The following is a 20,202-nucleotide window of genomic DNA, read 5'->3' as shown; positions in this document are numbered from 1 at the left end:
ACGGTTGTGGCAGGTGTTCACTGGGTGCATGAGGGCGATCTGGAAGGGTGCGCTGACCTTCGGCCTGGTGAACGTGCCGGTGAAGGTCTACTCCGCCACGGAAGACCACGACGTGCCGCTGCACCAGGTGCACAATGCCGACGGCGGGCGCATCAGGTATCAGCGCAAGTGCGAGGTGTGCGGGGAGGTCGTCGCGTACGCCGACATCGACAAGGCGTACGACGACGGCGAGCAGACGGTCGTGCTGACCGCAGACGACCTGGCGTCGCTCCCGGCCGAGCGCAGTCGCGAGATCGACGTCGTCGAATTCGTCCCGAGCGAGCAGATCGATCTGCTGACGCTGGACAAGGCCTACTACCTCGAACCCGACTCGACGTCGCCGAAGGCCTACGTGCTGCTGCGGAAGACCCTCGAGCAGACCGACCGCACCGCCATCGTGCGCTTCTCGCTGCGTCAGAAGACCCGGCTGGCCGCCCTGCGCGTGCGCGGCGACGTGCTGGTGCTGCAGACCCTGCTGTGGGCCGACGAAGTGCGCGAAGCCGCGTTCCCCGCGCTCGACGAGTCGGTGCGCATCTCGGCGAAGGAGCTGGAGCTCTCGGCCAGCCTCGTCGAGAGCTTCGCCTCCGACTTCGCTCCCGAGGACTTCACCGACGAGTACCAGGAGGAGCTGCGCACCCTCATCGACGCGAAGCTCGAGCAGGGCGATGCGCTGGACACCTCGGAGACGTTCGGCGAGACGGAGGAAGCGGAGACCGGGGGCGAGGTGATCGACCTCATGGCGGCGCTGCGTGCCAGCGTCGAGCGGTCACGGGCCGCGCGCGGCGGCGGCAAGACCGAGGACGAGCCCGCGCAGAAGCCCGCAGCGAAGAAGCCGGCCGCGAAGAAGCCTCCGGCCACGAAGTCCGACACGAAGCCGGCCGCATCCTCGTCCAAGCCGGCCGCCAAGAAGGCGCCGGCGAAGAAGAAGGCGAGTTAGCGGCGCGGGTTGTCGTCGTCGTCGAACTCGGGACCGCGCTCGAAGACCTCCGGGTCGAGCACGAGTTCCTCGGCCTCGTCGGCATCCGTCACGACGTCCTCGCCTGCGGCGGCGGCCTTCTTGGCCTTGCGGCGCTCGGAGACGTAGTGCCAGAGGGTGACGATGGCCGTGCCGCCGACGGCGGCGAGGAGGATGAGGTCGATGTACTCCTGCACGAACCACGCGACCGGCGGGATGAAGCCGATCACGTAGCCGAACATGGTCAGGCCGAAGCCCCAGATGACCGCGCCGATGAGGTTGTACAGCGTGTACTTGCCCTTGTGCATGTGCCCGACGCCCGCGGCGACCGGGGCGAAGGTGCGCACGATCGGCACGAAGCGGGCCAGGATGATCGTCAGCCCGCCGAAGCGCTCGAAGAACGCGTTGGTGCGCTCGACGTTCTTGCGGCTGAACAGGCCCGATTCCTTGCGCTCGAAGATCGCCGGGCCGCCCTTGTGCCCGATGTAGAAGCCGACCTCACCGCCGACGAAGGCGGAGAGGCCGATGAGCAGCGCGACCCACCAGACGCTGATGCCGAAGACGCCCTCTGGCGCGTAGGGCTGCGCGTGGGAGAGGAGACCGGCGATGACCAGCAGCGTGTCGCCGGGGAGGAGGAAGCCGACGAGCAGGCCGGTCTCGGCGAAGATGATGAAGCAGACCACGAGCAGGGCCCAGGGGCCGGCCGCCGTGATGATCTGTTCGGGATCCAGCCACGGGATCAGCGCGGTCGGTGCAGTCAGTGCGAGGTCGAGCACAGGGATCCCGTCGTCAGGCCGTGGCCGTGGTCAAAGGCAACGGATGCCGCCGTGGCATCCACTCGTGCGGAAGGTGGGACTTGAACCCACACGCCCGAAGGCACAGGAACCTAAATCCTGCGTGTCTGCCAATTCCACCACTCCCGCGGGTCGCCCCAGTCTAGCGGGGCCCGCGGACCCCTCCTGCGGGGGTTATCCCGACGATCTCAGCGGTTCTCGACGGCGGCGATCGGCGCGGCGTGGGTGGCGTCGGCGGGGGCCGCGTGGTGGCGCGGTGAGCCGCCGACGAACCAGTACGCCAGGCCCACCAGCAGCGCGCCGCCGACGAGGTTTCCGAGCCCCACCCACAGCATGTTGCCCCCGAAGTCGGCCCACGTGGCATCCTCGATGCCGGTCATCATGCCGAGCGCGTAGGTCGTCATGTTCGCCACGACGTGCTCGAAGCCCGAGGCGATGAACGCGAGGATGGCCAGCAGGATGACGGCGATCTTGGGGCCGTCGGTGGTCAGTCGCGCGACCATCCAGATGGCCAGGCACACCAGCACGTTGCAGAGGATGCCGCGCAGGAAGAGCTCGAGCGGCGTCTCGCCCGCCTTCGCGGCGAGCATGTCGGTGAGCATCGCTTCGGCGGCGGGATTGCTGTGCAGCACCCCCGCCCCGGCGACGAGCGCCGCGAACGCGGCGGCGCCGATCATGTTGGCGGCGAACGTGACGAGGAGCGCCAGTAGCGCCCGCCCGCCGTGGACGCGGCGCATCGCGGTGCCCTGCGTGAGGGTCATCATGCTCGAGGTGGCAAGCTCCCCGCCGGCGAACACGACGAGGGTGAGCGCTGCGCCGAAGACGATGCCGCTCACGAGTTTGCCCGCACCCGTCCCGGCCTCGATGAGGGGACCGGCGGTGCTGATCATCAGGACGACGCCGATGCCGAGGTACGCCCCGGCGAGCGCGCCGGAGACGACGAAGCGGGCGGGAGAGCGCAGCCCATCGACCTTGTGCGCGGCAGCGTCCCCCTGGACGACGAGTGCCTGTTCGATGCTCAGCATGGCGTCGCCGAACGCGAGAGGGGTGCAGAACGCGGTGTGCCCATGGGTCCCATGGTGCTCTGCCCGTCTGAAGGGCGCCCGGTCCGCCGCCGTGAAAAAGCTGTGGTCAGACCACGACGTGGCTGGGTCATGAGTGTCAGGAACGTCCCGCGGCCGCACCCGGTCCGATCACCCGGTCGCGATCCCGCACGACGAGCACCGGGCAATGGGCGTGGGACGCGCACGCGCTGCTCACCGAACCCAGGAGCAGCCCCGCGAAGCCGCCGTGCCCGCGGCTGCCGACCACGAGCATCGCGGCCTCCGATGACGCGTCGATGAGGGCCCGGGCTGCGCTGCCGGGTTGCGCTGCCGCAGTGACCCAGTCGGGAACCTCATCGGCGAAGACCCGCGCGAGTTCGGCATCCACCAGCTGCTTGGCGTTGGCTTCGAAGTCCACCTGCGGCTCGCCGAAATAGGTGTAGGGGTCGCGCCACATCAGCGACGGGTCGTCCCACACCGTCACCGCGTGCAGCGGGAGCCCGAGCGTGCGTGCGAGGTCTGCGGCATAGCTCAGTGCGGCGTGCGACGAGTCGGATCCGTCGACGCCGACGAGGATGCCGGGCTGTGACCAGGGGATCGTCACGCGAGACGTGGGCGAAGGGCTGAGGTCGGTGCGCCGTGTGGACATATCGCCATCATCCCGTGCCGGTGTGATCGGGTCCAGCCGGAAAGGCGCGAGTCGATCCGTCGATCTTTCGTGCCGCGCCATATGAAACGGCGTGCGCGCCGGGGAAGACCACGGCGCGCACGCGCGAGTGCAGCCGATCCGTCAGTTCTTGACGAAGCGGCGCATGCCGAGGGCCAGGGCCCCCAGGCCGAGCGCACCTGCCCCGCCGACCACGACGGGCAGGGTGTCGGCGCCGCCGGTCAGCGCCAGCGTTTCCGCTTGCTGAGTCGGCTGCTCCTGTGCGGCGGCCTTCGCCTGTGACGGCACCTGAGCGGGTGCAGGACACACGACGGCGGGGTGCACGACCTCCTCGGTCACCGCCGGGACGGCGGGGACGCCGGGCACTTCGGGGACGCCCGGCACGTAGGGCTGGTCGATCACCTTGACCTCGGCGGTCACGGCCGGGTGCTCCACCGTGTGGGTCTCCGCGTCGTGGTGCACGGTGCGGGTGACCGCGTCTAGGTAGAACCAGTCGCCGTTGCCGCTCCCGCCGTGGGACACGTAGTACGCGCCTGCGACGCCCACGCCGTGCGGGTCGCCCTGCACGTTGGCCTGCCAGTTATCACCCGGGAATCCCGGGGCCTCGTCGGACAGGTGCGGTCCACCGGTCCACGAATAGTGCTGCCAGTGGTCGAACACCTCCTCGTCCCAGGCTTCCCTGTCGACCACCGTCTCGGTCCAGGCCTCCTGGATGACGACGGTCTCCATGTGGCTCACCTCGGGGATCTCGGGCACCGCCGGAATCCCGGGAACGGCCGGGATTTCGGGCGAGACGACGATGGTCTCGGTCCAGGCCTCGCTGGGGATGCAGACGGTGTCGTCCGCGGCGTGCGCGGCGGACGCGCCCATCAGCAGAGGGCTGGCGGCGATCACCAGCGCCGCGGTGGCGCCGGCGACGATCTTTCTCATCGGTTCTTCCTTTCTCTCGGGTGACTGCCCGTGGCGTGCGGTGCGCCTGGGCGGGCCGGGCAGTCAGGACGGGCTCTCGTCGCGGCGCCGCATACCGGCGACGCGGGCGATCGAGAGGGCCGCCAGGCCGGCGACGAAGAGCGTCCAGCCGGCGACCCAGGTGTGGGCGAAGGCGGCGCCGGTCGTGGCCAGCACGCCGGTGGCCGTGCTGTTGAGCTGGTACATGGAGGGGTCCTTCCTGGTTCGGGTCCGCGCGTGGTCAGCGCGACGGAACGAGTGAGGCGGCTTCGGGCGCGGTGACGTGGTTCCACGCGGTGTCGCGCCGGAGCAGTGCGAGGGCGACGGCGTGCAGGAACGCCGCTTGCAGCGCCATGTCGTAGGCGATCTCCGGCAGCACGGCGGCGGCGAGCAGTCGAGCGCGTGAGCCGCCCGGCCAGACCGTGACGATGCGTTCGGCGACGAACACGCCGCCCAGCGCCAACCAGAGACCGTGCACGGCGAAGGCGCCGGCCGCGATCGACAGTGCGGTCAGCAGCAGCAGCGTGGCGATGGTGAGGATGCCGACGAGGATCATCGCCTGCTGCGCGAAGTACCGCAGCGTCACGCGGGAGATGCCGTACTCGCGCAGGTTGTCGAGCATGCCCTTGTACCAGCGCACGCGCTGGCGGTGCAGATCGCCCCACGTGGGCATGAGCTCGGTCGTGCACACGCACGCGTCAGGGGCGACCATGCGCCACCCGCAGTTCTTCAGAGCCAGGGTCAGCTCGGAGTCCTCGGTGATCGCGGCACGGTCGTAAACGTCTCCGGGGGTGCCAGGCAGGCTCGTTCCGCGCGCCGCGGCGACGTCGCGCAGGGCCGCGGTACGGAACATCGACGCGGTGCCGGTGACGACGCTCACCCGGCCCGTGGCGCGGATCTGCGTGCCGTAGCGGATGTACTCGTTCGCCTGGAACTGCTGCAGCATGCTCGTCGGCCGTTCGCCGACGAAGAGCCCGCTCACCGCGCCGAGGGCGTCGTCGGCGGCGAGCTGTGCCAGGGCGACCTCGATGAAGTCCGGCTCGATACGAGTGTCGGCGTCGAGGATCAGGACGAACGGGGGCGCGTCATCGCCGAGTTCGGCGAGCGCCTGGTTGAGCGCGCCGGCCTTGCGGTGCGCGTTCTGCTTCGTCTCGATGACGTGCGCCCCGTGCGCCGCCGCACGCCAGCCGGTCTCATCGGTGCAGTTGTCCGCCACCACGATCACCCGGCGGGGGACGGCGGTCTGACGCGAGAGCGCGTCGAGGGTGCCGGCGATGGCATCCGCTTCGTTGTGCGCGGGGATGATCACCGCGAGCTCACGGGCGCGCACGACGCGGCGCGCGGGCGGAGCGGAACGCAGGGCCGTGGGCATGGCGCAACCAGGCTTTCTGCCGGTTTCTGCCGGCGGACGATGGCCGCCGGGGGCGGGCGACCGCGCCGCGGCATCCATGCGATGCCGTCGCGCACAAGTCCACGCCGCGCGGAGCACGCACAGCCCGACCGCTGCCGCAGATGAGTACCGCGACGCCGGGGAACGAGCACGTCGGAGGTGGCCGCCGAGCATCCGCGCGAGGCGCGTGAGTACCGGCCGGCGCGGTCGCGCGGGCGGGGCCCCGGTCTCAGACCAGGCCCGTCAGCTCCTCACGCGTGCTGACGCCGAGCTTGCGGAAGATGCGGTAGAGGTGGTTGTCGATCGTGCGCTCGCTGACCACCAGACGGTCCGCGACCTCGCGGTTGCTGGCGCCGCCGGCGATGAGACGGGCCACCTCGCGCTCCCGCGCCGTCAGCACGGATGCCGGATCGAGACCGTCGCCGAGCACGAGCGACAGGTCGTCGCCGACTTCGTGGACGAGCCTGCGGAGGTGGGACGCCTCATGCGACGCCTTCTGGCTGCGACCCTCCTGGCGCAGCAGCCGCACGGCCATCGTGTGGGCCCGGGTGCTGTAGAGATGCAGGCCCAAGCCGCGCAGCGCGGTCGCCGTCGCCAGCAGCTGCTCGGGCGACCGGGCGAGAGCGCCCTCCAGCAGGGCCCCGAGAGCGGGGAGCACGACGCCCTGACCGGCGAAGGCGACCTGGGCCAGGCGGGCGGTGATGTCCTCCTCGAGGTTCAGGTCCACCAGTCTCACGCCATCGAACACCGCGGCGAGCAGGTACCCCTGGTCGATGAGGGTCGCCACGCGCTGCCAGGCCTCGCGCGTCGCCTCGGCCGGCGGGACTCCCTCCGCGACGGCGAGGGCTGCGGCGGGCACCCGCGGCCCCATCAGGGGGAAGGGCGCGCCGCCGATCTTCAGCGCCTCGAGCTGGGCGATCATCGCCCGCGCGCTGGGATCGTTGCGCTCCCACAGCGACAGCGTCGCACTGATGCCGAGCAGCCCCGCCCGCGACTCGGGCACCAGGGGCGCCGGGGCGTTGACGGCGAAGAGGCTCGTCAGGTGATCCCGCAGGGGCCCGAGTCGCCCCTGTACGTACAGTCCCAGCGCGACGACGTACCCGTGGGGCTCGATGCGCGTGCGATCCAGGCTGCCCCGAGCGAGGTCGAGCTCGCGCAGCGACCGCTCCACCGCGCCCGCGACGTCGCCGTGGCACAGTTGAGCCAGCGACGGCACCGAGTAAGGGTCGCGGCGGAGCGGATCGGTGGGGGCGAGGTCGGCGAAATGGGCGGCCGCGTCGCTCACCCGCCCGCTGCTGAGCAGCACTTCGCCGTGCACCAGGCGCACGACGTCCACCGTCTGCCACAGGGGCACGCCCAGACGCGGGATCGGGGCGGCGAGCCGCTGCACGGCCTCGATCTCGCCGCTCTCGGGTTGAGGCGGCAGCTCCGCGGGGCCGAGGGTGGCGACCATCAGGCGCAGGTGCTGCTCCACCGCGTGCACCAAAGCCGCGCTGTCGGGTCCCAGGGCGCGGGCGTCGGCGAGCACCCTCAGGGCGCGCTGCGGGTCGTGCTGCACGACGCCCAGGTAGACCGCCTCCCATACCCGCAGCCGCAGGATGTCGCGTGCCGAGGGGGATGGGGCATGCTCGTGCGTTTCGGCCAGCACAAGGTCGACGTCGGATGTGGGGGCTCCGTCGTCGAGAAGCGCCTGCGCGTACGCCACCGCCGTGGTGGGGGTCGCATCCCGCTCCCAGGCGGCACGACGAGCCACGACGCGCGCGGAGGCGTCCTCGCGCAGCACGCGGCCGAGGATCGCCGCGGCCTCCGCGGACGACGACCACCGCAGGGGCGCGTCCAGCGACGGTCGCGCGCTCGGCGGGTCGATGAGCAGCGCACGGGCCCCATCGACGACCGTGCGGGCCGCCTGGCCGCGCGCGCTGCGCGATCGATGGCGCAGATGATCCTCGAGCACGGGAGGGAAGAGCGCGACCAGAGGGCCGGCGTCGGAGTCGACGAATCGCACCAGACCGCGGTCATCCAGGGCCGTCACCACCGACCACGGAAGCAGACCGCGCACGGTGTCGACGTCGGTCAGCCCGAGCTCGGCCAGCACCCAGCAGGCATCGCGCTGCTCCTCGGTGAGGTCCAGGACGAGGCGTCCGAGCACCACGGCCATGGCCGGGGTCCAGAGGTCGCGCTGCGCGGTCCACCGTCCCGATGCCGGTTCGAGCTTTCCCGCCCGTCGCCCCTCCGCCGCGATCGCCGCAGCGATGCCCGGCAGCCCGCCGGAGAGCGCATAGATGCGTCCCACCGCGTCTGTCGCGACATCACCGTCGAGCACATCCGACACCAGGCGGTGCACCTCCTCGAACGGGAGGGTGGGCATCCACAGCACGGTCGTCTCACGCGCGGCCAGTGCCGCCTCGATGCGGGGGGAGCCGGGGTAGGGCGGTCGCACCGCCGCGGCGACCATGATCCACGGCTGCCGGAGAGCGGCGGCGACGACCGCTGCGGAGGTCTCGTCGAGACGGTCGGCATCTTCGATGACCAGCAGCAGCGGCTCGTTCGGCGGGCTCGTGGACAGCGCCTGCACGGCCACGGGCAGCGTGGCCGCACCCGCGGCGGCCGGCCAGACCACTCCCGACAGGGCGAGGGACTCGAGAGGGCGGCCCTCGGGATCGAACCCCGCGATGGTGCGCACCGAGCCTCCCGCTGCGGCGAACCGCTCGGCGACGGTGCCCAGAGTGGCACGCCGTCCCGAGCCCGGCAAACCCACGAGCACGACGCAGGTACCCCCGCTCAGCGCCTCGGTGACCGTGTGGATCAGCTCGCTGCGCGTGTCCGGCGTCGCCATAGGTCAACTATGGTCGCGGGCCCGGCCGCCCGCCAGACCGGCGCCGGTCACGGCTACGGGAACGTGCTCACGGCGCTCACGTTGCCGGCGTTGTCGGTGGCGCGGTATTCCAGGACGAGCCGCGCGTTGGGAAGGGCCAGCACCGGGGAGACGTAACGCCGCCAGGGCGTGGTGATGTCCCGCTCGCCCACGGTGAGCCGGTAGCGGTACTGGATGCTCGCGACGCCCGAGACCTGATCGGACGCCGAGATCGCGATCAGCAGCCGCAACCGTGTGCGTTCGGCGGTGACCGTCGGGGGCGTGCGGTCGAGTCTGATCTCCACCGTCACCGGTTCCGACACGTTGCCCGCGGCATCCCTCGCTCGCGCCGTCACGGTATACACGCCGTCGGCCTCGAGCACGAGTGGGCCGTCCTGCACGGAGAACTCGCCGCCGTTGACGCTCACCTCCACGACGGGCGCGGCGTCCTGATCGTCGGTCGCTGCGAACGCGAGGGTCACCGGAGACACGTACCAGCCCCGGTCGCCGTCGGGCTGCGCGGGATCGGGCGTGATGGTGACCGTCGGCGCCACGGTGTCGGCGGGGACCGACAGCTCTCCCGTCACGCGGATGTCCTCGAGCGAGCTGCCGACATACAGCGGCACGGCGCCCGTCGGAGTGACCCACCGATTCGCATCGACGTCCCAGTACTGCAGGGAGCGGCGATCGATGGGGATCGCGACCTCGGCGGACTGTCCAGGCTCGAGGGCGACCCGGGTGAACCCGGCGTGCGCGCGGTCGGGGGTGGCGACGTCGGTGGGGAGGTTCCCGACGTATGCCTGGGGCCGGGCCGCACCGCTGTGGATAAGTCGCGACGCGGCCGGCGCAGCGTTGGGAGGATGCGCGGGTGAGCCTCGCCTTCGCGCCGACCGGTGCCGCGCATGTGACCGCGGCGGTGACCGAGCGCGTGCGCGACCGGCTGCGGGCCGAGCAGGTCGACCCGAGTCGCGTCGCCGAGGTGGCGGCGGACATTGCGCTCGCCGAGGTGCGTCGACACAACGACTACGCGCTGGCGCGCGGGCTCGTCACCGTCGATGACGAGGGCGCGTGCGTGCGGGATGTGCTCGCGGCCGTCTCCGGGTTCGGGCCGCTGCAGCCCTACTTCGACGATTCGACGGTCGAGGAGATCTGGATCAACGCGCCCGACCGCATCTTCGTTGCCCGCGAGGGGCGCACGGAGCGGTTGCCGCTGGCACTGACGGACACCGCGGTGCGCGATCTGGTCGAGCGGATGCTGCACGCCACCGGTCGCCGCGTGGATCTGAGTCAGCCGTTCGTCGACGCGTCGCTGCCCGATGGCTCGCGGCTTCACGTCGTCATTCCGGACATCACGCGCAAGCACTGGACCGTGAACATCCGCCGCTTCCTGCCGATGTACCGGGACCTCGATCGGCTGGTCGCCGCGGGGTCGCTCACACAACGCGCCGCCGACATGCTGCGCGGGGCCATGGCGGCGGGGCGCAGCGTGCTGGTGTCGGGGGCGACCCACACCGGCAAGACCACACTGCTGGGCGCGCTCATCGCCGCGTGCCCGTCCGAGCAGCGCATCGTCACGGTGGAGGAGACGTTCGAGCTCGCAGTGGATGCGGAGGACATCGTGGCCCTCCAGGGGCGCCAGCCGAGCCTGGAAGGCACCGGCGAGGTGTCCCTCCGCCGGCTCGTGAAGGAGGCGCTGCGCATGCGGCCCGACCGGCTCGTGGTCGGGGAGGTGCGCGACGCCGAGGCCCTCGACCTGCTGCTGGCGCTCAACACCGGGGTGCCGGGAGCAGCGAGCATCCACGCGAACTCCGCCCAGGAAGCCCTCGCCAAGCTCGCCGCGCTTCCCCTGCTGGCAGGGCGCAACATCGACCCGGGGTTCGTGCTGCCGGCCGTCGCGGCATCCGTTCATCTGGTCGTGCACTGCGAGCGGGAGCCGAGCGGACACCGGCGCGTGGCGGAGATCACGGCACCGACCGGTCGCGTCGTCGACGGCTTCGTCGAGGCGCAGACCCTGTACCGAGCGGGCGACGTGTGACGCTCGTCTGGGGTGGGATGCTGGCGGCCGGGATCCTCCTGGCGGTCTCTCCCTGGCTCTGGCCCGCTCGCCCCGACCGTGCCCGGCCGACCGGGACGCCACGCATCGACCGATTGCTCGCGGCCGCCGGTTTCGCGCGGACTCGGCCCCGCATCTTCGTGGCGGCGAGCGTGCTGTTCGCGCTGGTCGCGGCATCCGTCGTGTGGCTCGTGACCGCGCTCCCGGCTCTTGCGTGCGTCGCCGGTGTCGCGGGAGCAGCCGCGCCGTACGCGTGGCTGCGTGGGCGCGGTTCGCGGCGCCTGCGGAGCCGTCGCAGTCTGTGGCCCGATGTCTGCGATCTGCTCATCGCGTCGGTGCGGGCGGGGATGTCGCTGCCGGATGCCGTGTCGAGCCTCGCCCACTCGGCGCCGACCGAGCTGCGCCCCGCGTTCGCGGTGTTCTCCCGGGACCTCGATGCCTCCGGACACTTCGATTCCGCCGTGCTGCGACTCAAGTACACGCTCGCCGACCCCGTGGCCGATCGCATCGTCGAGACACTGCGCATGACCCGTCAGGTGGGCGGGACGGAACTGCCCGTCGTGCTGAGATCGCTGTCGTCGTCGGTGCGCGCCGATGCGTCGCTGCGCGCCGAGGTGGAAGCGCGGCAGTCATGGATCCGCGGTGCGGCGGCGCTGGGGGTCATCGCGCCGTGGGTCATCCTGGGGCTGCTCACGCTCCGGCCCGAGGGCGCGCGGGCGTATGGCAGTGCGGAGGGCGTCGTCCTCGTGCTGGTCGGCGCCGCGGTCTCGGTCATCGCCTACCGGATCATGGTGCGGATCGGGCGTCTCCCCGAACCCCGGCGGTGGTTCGGATGAGCGCCGTCACCGAAGTCGCGCTCGCGGTGGTCCTCGGTGGTGCGCTCGCCGTCGGTCTCCTGCTGGTGATGATGCGGATGCCGAGGTGGGGCGCGGTGCGGCTGGCGGACCGCATCGCCCCGTATCTCCGTGACGCGGCGGACCCGCTCGGCCTGACTCCGCTCGCCGTGCCGACACTCGACGTCGCCAGTGCGTGGCGCACCTGGCGCGACCGCACCGCCGCCGCCCTCGGAGGATCGACGGTGATCGCCCGGCGGCTGCGGCAGGCTTCGTGGCAGATGGATGCCACGCAGTTCCGGGGTCGCCAGCTCGGCTGGGCGCTTGGGGGCCTCGTGATCGGGGCGCTCGTCATCGTCGTGCTCGCCGTGGCAGGGCGGTTCTGGGCAGGCTCCGTGCTGCTCCCGCCGATCGCGGCCGTCACCGCCGCCGCGATCTACGACGTGCGGCTGAGCCGGGCGGCGCGGGCGCGGGTGACCCATGCGCAGGAGGAGCTCCCGACGATCCTCGAATTCCTCTCGCTGTGCCTCGCGGCGGGGGAGAGTGTGCTCGACGCGCTCCGCCGCGTCGGCGACGTGGGGTCGGGGGAGCTGCCGGGCGAGCTCCGCCGGGTGGTGCTCGCGGTCGGCACCGGGGCCCCGTTGCCGGACGCGCTCACAGGCCTGGCCCGCGACCTCGACATCCCGGCGCTGACGCGCAGCATCGATCATCTCGTGGCGGCGCTCGAGCGGGGAGCGCCGCTGGCGCAGGTGCTGCAGGCGCAGGCCACCGACACCCGCGAAGACGCCAAGCGGGTCCTGATCGAACAGGCGGGGCGCAAAGAGATTCTCATGCTGCTCCCGCTGGTTTTTCTCATTTTGCCCCTCTCGGTGCTGTTCGCGATCTTCCCAGGGGTGTTCATGCTTCGAGTCGGATTCGGGTGACCGCATGCGGTCGGAAGGAGGCGGTTATGTTCCGCGAACAGAAGGTGAGAGCGGCGGCGCGGCTGCGCACGGCGTGGGGTGGGCTGTACGACGACGAACGTGGCGACGTGCCGGGCTGGGTACTCGTGACGCTCATGACCGCGGGACTGGTGGTGGTGATCTGGGCGGTCGCCGGTCCCGCGCTGGCCGGCCTGTTCGAACAGGCCATCCAGAGCGTCTCCGGGTTGTAGCCTCTCGGGACGACGACGCCGGCTCGAGCCCGGTCGAGTTCGTGCTCGTCGGTGCGCTGCTGACGGTGCTCACCCTGGCCGTGCTGCAGTTCGGGTTGGCCGTCTACGTGCGCAATGTGGTGCACGATGCCGCGGTCGAAGGCGCCTTCCACGCGGCGCTCGCCGACACCACCCTCGCCGAGGGTGCGGAGCGCACCCGCACGATCATCGAACGCAGCGTCGGGGGACAGTTCGCGCAGGGTGTCGATGTCGTGGAGACCACCCACCTGGGCCATGACGCCGTGCAGGTGACCGTGCGCGCCACGCTGCCCCTCGTGGGGCTGCTCGGTGCTCCCCGGGCGTTGGAGGTGAGCGCCCATGCTCCGGCGGAGAGCCTGCAGTGAACGGGAACGCCCCGACGACGAAGGGGCGGCGGCGCTGGAGTTCATCCTCGTCGGGGTGATCCTTCTCGTCCCGCTGGTCTACCTGATCGTGGCTCTCGGTGCCGTGCAGGGGCAGACGCTGGGAGCAGAGTCCGGCGCGCGCCACATCGCGCGCGCCGTAGCGACGGCGCCGGATGCCGCGACGGCCGCCGCACGCGCCGAAGCGATCCTCGCCTCGGTCGTCGACGAGTACGGTCTCGCCGCCGACGCGGTCGAGGTGGCGGTCACGTGCACCCCTGCGGGCAGCGCGTGCCCGGCATCCGGAGCGACCCTCCACGTGACGGTGGCGACGCGGGTGACGTTGCCGCTCGTGCCGCCGATCCTCGGGCTCGATCACATCGCGAGCATCCCGGTCGAGGCGGCCGCCGTGCAGAAGGTCTCTCGATTCTGGGGCGCACAGTGACGCGCCGGCAGCGTCTCACCCAGGAGGACGAGGGCAGCATTCTGCTGTTGTCGCTCGGGTATGCGGTGATCGCGATCGTGCTGATCCTGGTGTGCGTCGATGCGACCAGCCTGTATCTGGCGCAGAAGCGCCTCGAGTCGGCTGCGGATGCCGCAGCGCTCGCCGGAGCCGACGGGTTCACGCTGACCGTCGAGGCGGGCGAGCCGATGGCCGACCTCACCGACGCGGGTGTCTACGAGCAGGCGGCGGACATCGTGGCGGCGGTGGGTACCGCGACGCTCATCTCGGCGGGTACGCCCGACGGTGTCTCCGCGCGCGTGACGGTCGCGACGGTGTGGCATCCGCCGATCCTGACGCTGTTCGTTCCCGACGGCGTGCCGCTGGAGGCGACGGCGACCAGCCGCAACGCGCTGTTGTGACGATCCCCTCGTCACCCGAGGCGGGCCGCGTTCTGCTCTGAGCCGCTCCGCCCACGGCAGAGACCCGCCCGCGGTACGCCACCGGCGGGCAGGGTCGACGCATGAGCGATTCACCGAAACCACCACTGTTCACCGATGCTGTTCGGCGCGAGTTCTACGAGCGGCGCGTGCTCGTGCTCGACGGTCCCCTCGACGACGACAACGGCACGCTGCTGGCGGCCCAGCTCATCTCGCTGGCCACCGAGGACCCGACATCCGACATCGCGCTGTGGATCCACTCGCCCGGCGGATCGGTCCCGGCCATGCTCGCCATCCGCGACGTCATGCGCACGATCCCCAACGACGTGTCGACCCTCGTGTTCGGCATCGCGTACAGCGCCGGGCAGTTCCTGCTGTCGGCGGGCACGAAGGGCAAACGCAAGGCGCTCCCGAACGCGCGGGTGCTGATGCACCAGGGCTCCGCGGGCATCGGCGGCAGCGCCGTGGACATCGAGCTGCAGGCCGACGACCTGCGCCACACCCGAGACACGGTGCTCGGCCTGATCGCCGCCGACACCGGGCAGCCGATCGACCGGATCTTCGAAGACTCGCTGCACGACCACTGGTACACCGCCACCGAGGCGCTGGACTACGGGTTCATCGACTCGATCGTCGGCTCGTTCGACGACGTCAAGCCGCGGCATCCGGTCACCGCCGGATTCGGCCGCGTCAGCGAAGGGACCCTGCGATGAGCAGCTATACGATCCCCAACGTCATCGCCCAGCACCCGCGCGGCGAGCGGATCATGGATGTCTACTCGCACCTGCTCACCGAGCGCATCGTGTATCTCGGCACGGGCATCGATGCCGGGGTGGCCAACGCCCTGATCGCCCAACTGCTGCACCTGGAGTCCGACAACCCCGACGGCGACATTCAGCTCTACATCAACTGCGAAGGCGGCGACCCCAGCGCCATGCTCGCCATCTACGACACGATGCGGTTCATCCGCTCGCCCGTCGCCACCACGTGCGTGGGTCAGGCGGTGGCGGTGGGCGCGGTGCTGCTCGCGGCGGGCGCCGAAGGTCGTCGCTCCGCGCTGCCGCACGCGCGGATCGTGCTGCACCAGCCGGCGGCGCAGGGGCGGGGGAGTATCCCCGACCTCATCCTGCAGGCCGACGAGGTGGTGCGCATCCGCGCCGACATGGAGTCGATCCTCGCCCGGCACACCGGGCAGAGCGTGCAGCGGCTGCGCGCGGACACCGACCACGACCGGGTGTTCACCGCGGCGACGGCGCGCGACTACGGGCTCATCGACCACGTGATCGAGCAGCGCTGAGGGGTGGATGCCGCGGCATCCATTCGCTCTGAGGAGTCAGGCGGCCAGTGCGACAGTCGACTGCCGCAGCGACACGGGCTGCGCGGGTTGCTGCGTCGCGATGAGTCTCTCCGCGATGTCGAGCGTGAGGTCGACCAGGGTGATGCCGAGGGCCCCCATCACCGCCGCGATCATCTCGCTCGACGGCTCCTTGAGGCCCCGCTCGATCTCGGAGAGGTACTGCGGGGAGACCCCCGCGCGACGCGCGATGTCCTCGAGCGTGTCGCCCCGCTCGTGTCGCGCGCGGCGCAGGCGTTCGCCCAGCAAGTGACGCCACAGCGGCTCCGGGGGTATCTGCCGGCCAGGGGCCTGCGGCTGTTGAGCGTCCTCTGCCTTCGTCGGCAACAGGGAATCGGCCATGCCCGATGGTAGGACGGCGGATCGCGGCGAGTGAAGGGATTCTGCTCACAGCAGACGGGCGATGATCGCGCCGTGCGGCCGGTGTGTCTTCGGTCGAACTTTTCAGTATCTCCGGATTCCGCATGTGAGTTCCTGCTCACGCGCCTGCTCGAGGTCTGCCACTGCGTATGTGAGTTCCTGCTCACACGGCCAAGGGCTGTGTGAGTGGGAAGTCACATACGAAATCGAGAGAATATCGGCGAGAACGGCCCCCGCGTCGGCCTGGCCGCGGCATCCGGCCGACGCGTGTCAGGTCACCCGGCCGTCCCCGGGGCGTGACACCCGCAGCCACCGGTAACCGTACGCGGGGAGGGTGAACTCGATGCGGCGACGGTCGTCGAGCGGGAGCCGCTCGGCGTCGAGCACGTCGACCAGCGTGGTCCCCTCCGGCTCGTCCGCGAGGGCGAAAGCGACCACCGCCGGGACGTCGGCGAAGTTGTGCACGGCGACCGTGCGGCCGACGTCGGCGCGCAGAGAATGCACCAGCACGCCCGGCGCGTCATGATCGATGACCTCGAACTCACCCCACCCGAGCTCGGGGGAGATGCGGTAGCGGGAAGTGAGGTCGCGGAAGAAGTGCAGGAGCGACCCGCGGTCTTCGAGCTGGTCGGCGACGTTGACGTGCAGCGGGGAATACCCGTCGCCGGGCGGCTGCGCCACGAGTCGAGAAGGCGGGGCCGTGGAGAACCCGCCGTCGCGTTCCGCCGACCACTGCATGGGGGTGCGCACGGCGTGCCGCTTGTCGAGGTCGGCGTTCTCGCCCATGCCGATCTCCTCGCCGTAGAACAGCGCCGGCGTGCCCGGGAGGGTGAACAGCAGGCTGTACGCCATGCGGATGCGGCGCGGGTCCCCGTCGAGCATGGTCGGCAGGCGACGGGTGATTCCCCGCCCGTACACGCGCTGGTCCTCCTCGGGCGCGAAGGCGTCGAACACCTCCTGCCGCTCGTCGTCGGTGAGCTGATCGAGCGTGAGCTCGTCGTGGTTGCGCAGGAAGTTGGCCCACTGCGCTTCGACGGGCAGCGCGGGTCGCGACGAGAGCGCCGCGGCGAGGGGCGCGGGATCCTGGCGGACGAGCGACAGGTAGAACGCCTGCATCCCGGCGAAATCGAACTGCATCGTCAGCTCCTGGCCGTCGTTGCCTGCGCCGAAGTACGCCGCCTGCTGCTCGTAGGGAAGGTTCACCTCGCCCAGCAGCACGGCTTCGCTGGAGCGCCGCTGCAAAAAGCGGCGGATGTCGCGCAGCATGTCGTGCGGGTCGGCCATCTCGGCGCCTTCCGGGACTTCGAGCAGGAACGGCACGGCATCGACGCGGAATCCGGAGATGCCCAGCTGCAGCCAGAAGCCGACGGTCTTGGCGATCTCGTCGCGCACCGCGGGATTGGCGATGTTCAGGTCGGGCTGGTGCGGGTAGAAGCTGTGCATGTACCACTCGCCCGACTTGTCCTCGCGCGTCCAGATGCCGTCGGCCTCCCCGGGGAAGACCTCGTTCTTCTGCCCCTTGGGCGGGGGATCGGATCGCCACACGTAGAAGTCGCGGTAGGGCGAAGAGGGGCTGCGCTTGGCGGACTGGAACCAGGGATGCCGGTCGGAGGTGTGGTTCACGACGAGGTCGACGATCACGCGGATGCCTCTGTCACGCGCCGTGCGGATCACCTCGACGAGGTCGCCGTGCGTGCCCAGCCGCGGGTCGACGCCGTAGAAGTCCGTCACGTCGTAGCCGTCGTCGCGGTCCGGCGTCGGGTAGAAGGGCATGAGCCACAGGCAGGTGACGCCGAGCTGGGCGAGGTAGTCGATGCGGGAAGCGAGTCCCTCCAGGTCGCCCACGCCGTCCCCGTTGGAGTCGAGGAACGTCTCGACGTCGAGGCAGTAGATGACCGCGGACTTCCACCACAGGTCGCTCGTATCGGTGATCCTCACAGCAGCTCCTTCAGTCGAGGCAGCAGATGGTCGCGCGCCGCATCCAGGAACGGCCCCTGGTCCTGTCCCACGTGGTGCAGGTAGACGCGGTCGAAGCCGAGTCGGGCATGGTCGGCGATGCGCTGGGCGAGGTCGTCGAGGTCGCTCGAGACGAGCAGCGCGTTGCGCATCTGCTGGTCGGTCGGGTCGCCCGCGGCGGCGTCGAACTGCTCGGGCTGCTCGAGGTCCCAGATGGTGGGCGGGCTGAGTACGGCGTGGGTCCACTGATCCCGTGCGATCGCGAGCGCCTCGGCATCCGTCGGTGCCCAGCTGACGTGCACCTGCAGCGCGCGCGGGCCCGTGCCGCCCGCGGAGTCATAGGCGGAGAGCACCTTCTCGAGCGCCTCAGGGGGCTGCAGCGCGGTCACGAGGCCCTCCGCCCATGACGCCGCCCAGCCTGCGGTCTCCGGACTGATCGCGGTGGCGAGAAGCGGCGGCGGCTCGTCGGGGAGCGACCACAGCCGCGCCCGGTGCACGCGGACGAGGCCGTCGTGGTCGACCTCTTCACCGGCCAGGAGTCGGCGGATGATCGAGACGGTCTCGGCGAGCCGGTCGTTGCGCTCGGGCTTCGGTGGCCACGGGTCACCGGTGACGTGCTCGTTCATGGCCTCGCCGCTGCCCAGCGCCGTCCAGAACCGGCCGGGGAACATCTCCTCCAGCGTCGCGTACGCCTGGGCGGCGATCACGGGGTGATAGCGCTGCCCGGGCGCATTGACGAAGCCGATGGAGAAGTCCGTGCGAGCCAGCGCCGCGCCGAGCCAGCTGGGCGCGAAGCCGGACTCGCCCTGCCGCACGCCCCACGGCGCGACGTGGTCGGAGCACATCGCGCCGTCGAAGCCGGCGACCTGTGCCGCTTCGACGTCACGCAGGAGCTGACCGGGCGGGATCTGTTCGTGCGATGCGTGGAATCCGAGGAAGACCATGCCGGGGAGTCTGGCGGTTCGGTCAGGGCGGGCGGAAGCGTTTGCCTTCGCCCGGGCGGTGCGGTAGGCGACGAGGCGTCGACCGAGTCAGCTGCTGCTGCTGAGCGCGGCGATGGCGGCGCCGACGGCCGTACTTTTCCGTGTCTCTCGTTCGCATAGGTGAGTTCCCGTTCACACGTCGGCCAGCACGCGCCCGCCGGGCAGCCCGCCGACCAGCGGTCCGACTGCGTGAGCGGGAACTCACATGCGGGGAGGAGAGAACGTCCGCCGGGCGGGCCCTCCGGGTGGGCAGACCGCGGGACGCCGGCTACGGGCGCTCCCGCGGTACGAACCGCGGCACCCAACGCACGAACGCGGCCGCTCCGATCAAGCCCAGCACGCCCATCGCGCCGGCGGCGACCGCCAGCGAGAACGTCGCGAGCGCCGAGACGATCAGCGGCGCGACCGCTCCGCCGGCATCCGTCAGCGTGCGCCACGAACCGAGGTACGGGGCCGGATCGTCGCGCGGCGCGGTATCGGCCCCGAGTGTCAGCAGGATGCCACTGGACAGGCCGTTGCCCACGCCCAGCACCGCCGCGAACATCGCGAACCACAGCGGCGCCTGGTCGACGTCGTGCGTGAACGACAGCGCGAGGAAGCCCGCGCTCATCAGCAGCATCGCCGGCAGCGCCGCCCACAGCCGCCCGAACCGGTCCATCACCTGGCCGCTGGCGTAGAACAGGGCGAAGTCGATGGCGCCCGAGATGCCGACGACGAGCGCGATCGTCTGCGCGTCCAGCCCGATCGACACGCCCCACAGCGGCAGCACCACCTGGCGGGCCGAACGCATCGCCGAGAGCGACGCCGCCGCGATCCCGAGCCGCGACAGCACTCCGCGATGGCGCCACATGGTGCGGAAGACACCGGCGCGCTCATTCACCGGAATGGAACCGGTCACCGGCTCGCCGGTGTCTTCCACCTCGCGCGGCGCCGCGCCCGGCGCCGCGATGGCCGTCTCGGGATCGGGCCCGAGCAGCACGAGCAGCACGGTCGCGACGAGGCACACCGCGAACAGCCAGATCGACGCGTGCGGGTCGCCGAACAGCGCCAGCAGCGCCGCCGCGAGGAACGGGCCGATGAACATGCCGAGGCGGAACGTGCCACCCAGCAGCGACAGCGCCCGCGCCCGGAACGCCAGCGGCACGCGCGTGGTCATGAACGAATGCCGGGCAAGACCGAACGCGGCGGCGCAGAACCCGATGAGGAACACCGACACCGCCAGCAGCGCGATGCTCGGCGCCAGCAGCAGTCCCGCGACCCCACCCAGGGCAGCCGTGCCGGCGATGGTCATCGTGAGGCGCTCGCCCAGGCGGGCGACGGCCCAGCCGGCGGGGATGTTTCCGCACAGCTGGCCGACGACGAGGGCGGATGCCACGAGGGCGGCCGTCGGCAGATCGGCGCCGAGCTGGGCCGCGATGATCGGCAGCAACGGGATGACCGCGCCCTCGCCGAGCGCGAACAGCACCGTGGGGCCGTAGATCATCGGGGCGAATCGCCACAGCACCCGGGCGATGGGCGCCTCGTCATCGCCGATACTCATCGGCATCCACGTTAGTCT

22 protein-coding genes and 1 tRNA gene are annotated in these 20,202 nt (G+C 71.1%); 10 read left to right on the top strand and 13 right to left on the bottom strand.

Annotation, left to right across the window (positions count from 1 at the left end):
* The first annotated feature begins 28 nt into the window (after window positions 1-28).
* Window positions 29-976, top strand: a complete 948-nt coding sequence (locus tag ACFVR6_RS05250; RefSeq protein ID WP_386959494.1) for a non-homologous end joining protein Ku — start codon at window positions 29-31, stop codon at window positions 974-976.
* Here the strand turns inward: ACFVR6_RS05250 and ACFVR6_RS05245 are convergent.
* From ACFVR6_RS05245 to ACFVR6_RS05205, 9 genes are all read right to left on the bottom strand, one after another.
* Window positions 973-1,770 (bottom strand): DedA family protein, encoded by a 798-nt coding sequence (locus ACFVR6_RS05245; protein ID WP_386959492.1) that lies wholly within the window; start codon window positions 1,768-1,770, stop codon window positions 973-975. The two genes, ACFVR6_RS05250 and ACFVR6_RS05245, sit on opposite strands and share 4 nt — an antisense overlap.
* A gap of 65 nt (window positions 1,771-1,835) precedes the next feature.
* A tRNA-Leu gene (locus ACFVR6_RS05240) sits at window positions 1,836-1,917 on the bottom strand.
* Window positions 1,918-1,976: 59 nt separating this feature from the next.
* Window positions 1,977-2,813: a formate/nitrite transporter family protein gene (locus tag ACFVR6_RS05235; RefSeq protein WP_386959490.1), complete on the bottom strand. Its 837-nt coding sequence runs from the start codon at window positions 2,811-2,813 to the stop codon at window positions 1,977-1,979.
* Between the two features lie 136 nt (window positions 2,814-2,949).
* Entirely contained in the window at window positions 2,950-3,480 is a 531-nt protein-coding gene (locus tag ACFVR6_RS05230) for a universal stress protein (RefSeq protein ID WP_386959488.1), read from the bottom strand.
* 141 nt (window positions 3,481-3,621) lie between these two features.
* Window positions 3,622-4,428, bottom strand: a complete 807-nt coding sequence (locus ACFVR6_RS05225; protein ID WP_386959486.1) for a hypothetical protein — start codon at window positions 4,426-4,428, stop codon at window positions 3,622-3,624.
* 63 nt (window positions 4,429-4,491) lie between these two features.
* Window positions 4,492-4,653 (bottom strand): hypothetical protein, encoded by a 162-nt coding sequence (locus ACFVR6_RS05220; RefSeq protein ID WP_386959484.1) that lies wholly within the window; start codon window positions 4,651-4,653, stop codon window positions 4,492-4,494.
* A gap of 34 nt (window positions 4,654-4,687) precedes the next feature.
* On the bottom strand, window positions 4,688-5,818 hold the full coding sequence (locus ACFVR6_RS05215; RefSeq protein ID WP_386959483.1) for a glycosyltransferase family 2 protein: 1,131 nt from the start codon (window positions 5,816-5,818) through the stop codon (window positions 4,688-4,690).
* A 247-nt stretch (window positions 5,819-6,065) separates the two neighbouring features.
* A complete protein-coding gene (locus tag ACFVR6_RS05210; RefSeq protein ID WP_386959481.1) occupies window positions 6,066-8,672 on the bottom strand; it encodes a helix-turn-helix transcriptional regulator in 2,607 nt (868 codons plus the stop codon).
* A 53-nt stretch (window positions 8,673-8,725) separates the two neighbouring features.
* A complete protein-coding gene (locus ACFVR6_RS05205; protein WP_386960266.1) occupies window positions 8,726-9,517 on the bottom strand; it encodes an OmpL47-type beta-barrel domain-containing protein in 792 nt (263 codons plus the stop codon).
* A 41-nt stretch (window positions 9,518-9,558) separates the two neighbouring features.
* On the opposite strand from ACFVR6_RS05205, the gene ACFVR6_RS05200 reads away from it, so the two are divergent.
* The 9 genes from ACFVR6_RS05200 (at window position 9,559) to ACFVR6_RS05160 (ending at window position 15,288) form a co-directional block, all read left to right on the top strand.
* On the top strand, window positions 9,559-10,725 hold the full coding sequence (locus tag ACFVR6_RS05200; protein ID WP_386959479.1) for a CpaF family protein: 1,167 nt from the start codon (window positions 9,559-9,561) through the stop codon (window positions 10,723-10,725).
* Entirely contained in the window at window positions 10,722-11,579 is an 858-nt protein-coding gene (locus tag ACFVR6_RS05195) for a type II secretion system F family protein (RefSeq protein ID WP_386959478.1), read from the top strand. Before ACFVR6_RS05200 ends, ACFVR6_RS05195 begins: the two co-directional genes overlap by 4 nt.
* Complete coding sequence (locus ACFVR6_RS05190; RefSeq protein ID WP_386959476.1) at window positions 11,576-12,499, top strand: type II secretion system F family protein; 924 nt, start codon at window positions 11,576-11,578, stop codon at window positions 12,497-12,499. Before ACFVR6_RS05195 ends, ACFVR6_RS05190 begins: the two co-directional genes overlap by 4 nt.
* Before the next feature lie 26 nt (window positions 12,500-12,525).
* The gene (locus ACFVR6_RS05185; protein ID WP_386959474.1) at window positions 12,526-12,729 is read left to right on the top strand and encodes a hypothetical protein; all 204 of its coding nucleotides are present in this window, start codon (window positions 12,526-12,528) and stop codon (window positions 12,727-12,729) included.
* A gap of 41 nt (window positions 12,730-12,770) precedes the next feature.
* Window positions 12,771-13,112, top strand: coding sequence for a TadE/TadG family type IV pilus assembly protein (locus ACFVR6_RS05180; protein WP_386959472.1), 342 nt, complete (start codon window positions 12,771-12,773; stop codon window positions 13,110-13,112).
* Window positions 13,087-13,554, top strand: coding sequence for a TadE family protein (locus ACFVR6_RS05175; protein WP_386959470.1), 468 nt, complete (start codon window positions 13,087-13,089; stop codon window positions 13,552-13,554). The genes ACFVR6_RS05180 and ACFVR6_RS05175 overlap by 26 nt, the downstream gene beginning before the upstream one ends.
* Window positions 13,551-13,973 carry a pilus assembly protein TadG-related protein gene (locus tag ACFVR6_RS05170; RefSeq protein WP_386959468.1) on the top strand — a complete coding sequence of 141 codons (423 nt, stop codon included), beginning with the start codon at window positions 13,551-13,553 and terminating at the stop codon, window positions 13,971-13,973. The genes ACFVR6_RS05175 and ACFVR6_RS05170 overlap by 4 nt, the downstream gene beginning before the upstream one ends.
* Window positions 13,974-14,074: 101 nt before the next feature.
* Complete coding sequence (locus tag ACFVR6_RS05165) at window positions 14,075-14,704, top strand: ClpP family protease (RefSeq protein ID WP_386959466.1); 630 nt, start codon at window positions 14,075-14,077, stop codon at window positions 14,702-14,704.
* Window positions 14,701-15,288, top strand: coding sequence for a ClpP family protease (locus ACFVR6_RS05160; protein ID WP_386959464.1), 588 nt, complete (start codon window positions 14,701-14,703; stop codon window positions 15,286-15,288). Before ACFVR6_RS05165 ends, ACFVR6_RS05160 begins: the two co-directional genes overlap by 4 nt.
* A 36-nt stretch (window positions 15,289-15,324) precedes the next feature.
* On the opposite strand, the gene ACFVR6_RS05155 is transcribed toward ACFVR6_RS05160, so the two are convergent.
* From ACFVR6_RS05155 to ACFVR6_RS05140, 4 genes are all read right to left on the bottom strand, one after another.
* Complete coding sequence (locus ACFVR6_RS05155) at window positions 15,325-15,687, bottom strand: helix-turn-helix domain-containing protein (protein ID WP_386959462.1); 363 nt, start codon at window positions 15,685-15,687, stop codon at window positions 15,325-15,327.
* A 288-nt stretch (window positions 15,688-15,975) separates the two neighbouring features.
* Window positions 15,976-17,643 carry an alpha-amylase family protein gene (locus tag ACFVR6_RS05150; protein ID WP_386959460.1) on the bottom strand — a complete coding sequence of 556 codons (1,668 nt, stop codon included), beginning with the start codon at window positions 17,641-17,643 and terminating at the stop codon, window positions 15,976-15,978.
* The gene (locus tag ACFVR6_RS05145; protein WP_386959458.1) at window positions 17,640-18,605 is read right to left on the bottom strand and encodes a TIGR03885 family FMN-dependent LLM class oxidoreductase; all 966 of its coding nucleotides are present in this window, start codon (window positions 18,603-18,605) and stop codon (window positions 17,640-17,642) included. Before ACFVR6_RS05145 ends, ACFVR6_RS05150 begins: the two co-directional genes overlap by 4 nt.
* A gap of 307 nt (window positions 18,606-18,912) precedes the next feature.
* Window positions 18,913-20,184, bottom strand: a complete 1,272-nt coding sequence (locus tag ACFVR6_RS05140; RefSeq protein WP_386960263.1) for an MFS transporter — start codon at window positions 20,182-20,184, stop codon at window positions 18,913-18,915.
* Between the last annotated feature and the right edge of the window lie 18 nt (window positions 20,185-20,202).

Source organism: Microbacterium sp. NPDC058021, from assembly GCF_042885955.1.
Lineage (GTDB): Bacteria > Actinomycetota > Actinomycetes > Actinomycetales > Microbacteriaceae > Microbacterium.
This window is presented reverse-complemented; position numbering and strand designations above follow the sequence as displayed.

Excerpts from the sequence above, each read along its gene's own strand:
- ACFVR6_RS05250 (WP_386959494.1), top strand. The coding sequence starts at position 29 with ATGAGGGCGATCTGGAAGGGTGCGCTGACCTTCGGCCTGGTGAACGTG.
- ACFVR6_RS05235 (WP_386959490.1), bottom strand. The coding sequence starts at position 2,813 with ATGCTGAGCATCGAACAGGCACTCGTCGTCCAGGGGGACGCTGCCGCG.
- ACFVR6_RS05230 (WP_386959488.1), bottom strand. The coding sequence starts at position 3,480 with ATGTCCACACGGCGCACCGACCTCAGCCCTTCGCCCACGTCTCGCGTG.
- ACFVR6_RS05225 (WP_386959486.1), bottom strand. The coding sequence starts at position 4,428 with ATGAGAAAGATCGTCGCCGGCGCCACCGCGGCGCTGGTGATCGCCGCC.
- ACFVR6_RS05220 (WP_386959484.1), bottom strand. The coding sequence starts at position 4,653 with ATGTACCAGCTCAACAGCACGGCCACCGGCGTGCTGGCCACGACCGGC.
- ACFVR6_RS05215 (WP_386959483.1), bottom strand. The coding sequence starts at position 5,818 with ATGCCCACGGCCCTGCGTTCCGCTCCGCCCGCGCGCCGCGTCGTGCGC.
- ACFVR6_RS05210 (WP_386959481.1), bottom strand. The coding sequence starts at position 8,672 with ATGGCGACGCCGGACACGCGCAGCGAGCTGATCCACACGGTCACCGAG.
- ACFVR6_RS05190 (WP_386959476.1), top strand. The coding sequence starts at position 11,576 with ATGAGCGCCGTCACCGAAGTCGCGCTCGCGGTGGTCCTCGGTGGTGCG.
- ACFVR6_RS05185 (WP_386959474.1), top strand. The coding sequence starts at position 12,526 with ATGTTCCGCGAACAGAAGGTGAGAGCGGCGGCGCGGCTGCGCACGGCG.
- ACFVR6_RS05175 (WP_386959470.1), top strand. The coding sequence starts at position 13,087 with ATGCTCCGGCGGAGAGCCTGCAGTGAACGGGAACGCCCCGACGACGAA.
- ACFVR6_RS05165 (WP_386959466.1), top strand. The coding sequence starts at position 14,075 with ATGAGCGATTCACCGAAACCACCACTGTTCACCGATGCTGTTCGGCGC.
- ACFVR6_RS05160 (WP_386959464.1), top strand. The coding sequence starts at position 14,701 with ATGAGCAGCTATACGATCCCCAACGTCATCGCCCAGCACCCGCGCGGC.
- ACFVR6_RS05155 (WP_386959462.1), bottom strand. The coding sequence starts at position 15,687 with ATGGCCGATTCCCTGTTGCCGACGAAGGCAGAGGACGCTCAACAGCCG.
- ACFVR6_RS05145 (WP_386959458.1), bottom strand. The coding sequence starts at position 18,605 with ATGGTCTTCCTCGGATTCCACGCATCGCACGAACAGATCCCGCCCGGT.
- ACFVR6_RS05140 (WP_386960263.1), bottom strand. The coding sequence starts at position 20,184 with ATGAGTATCGGCGATGACGAGGCGCCCATCGCCCGGGTGCTGTGGCGA.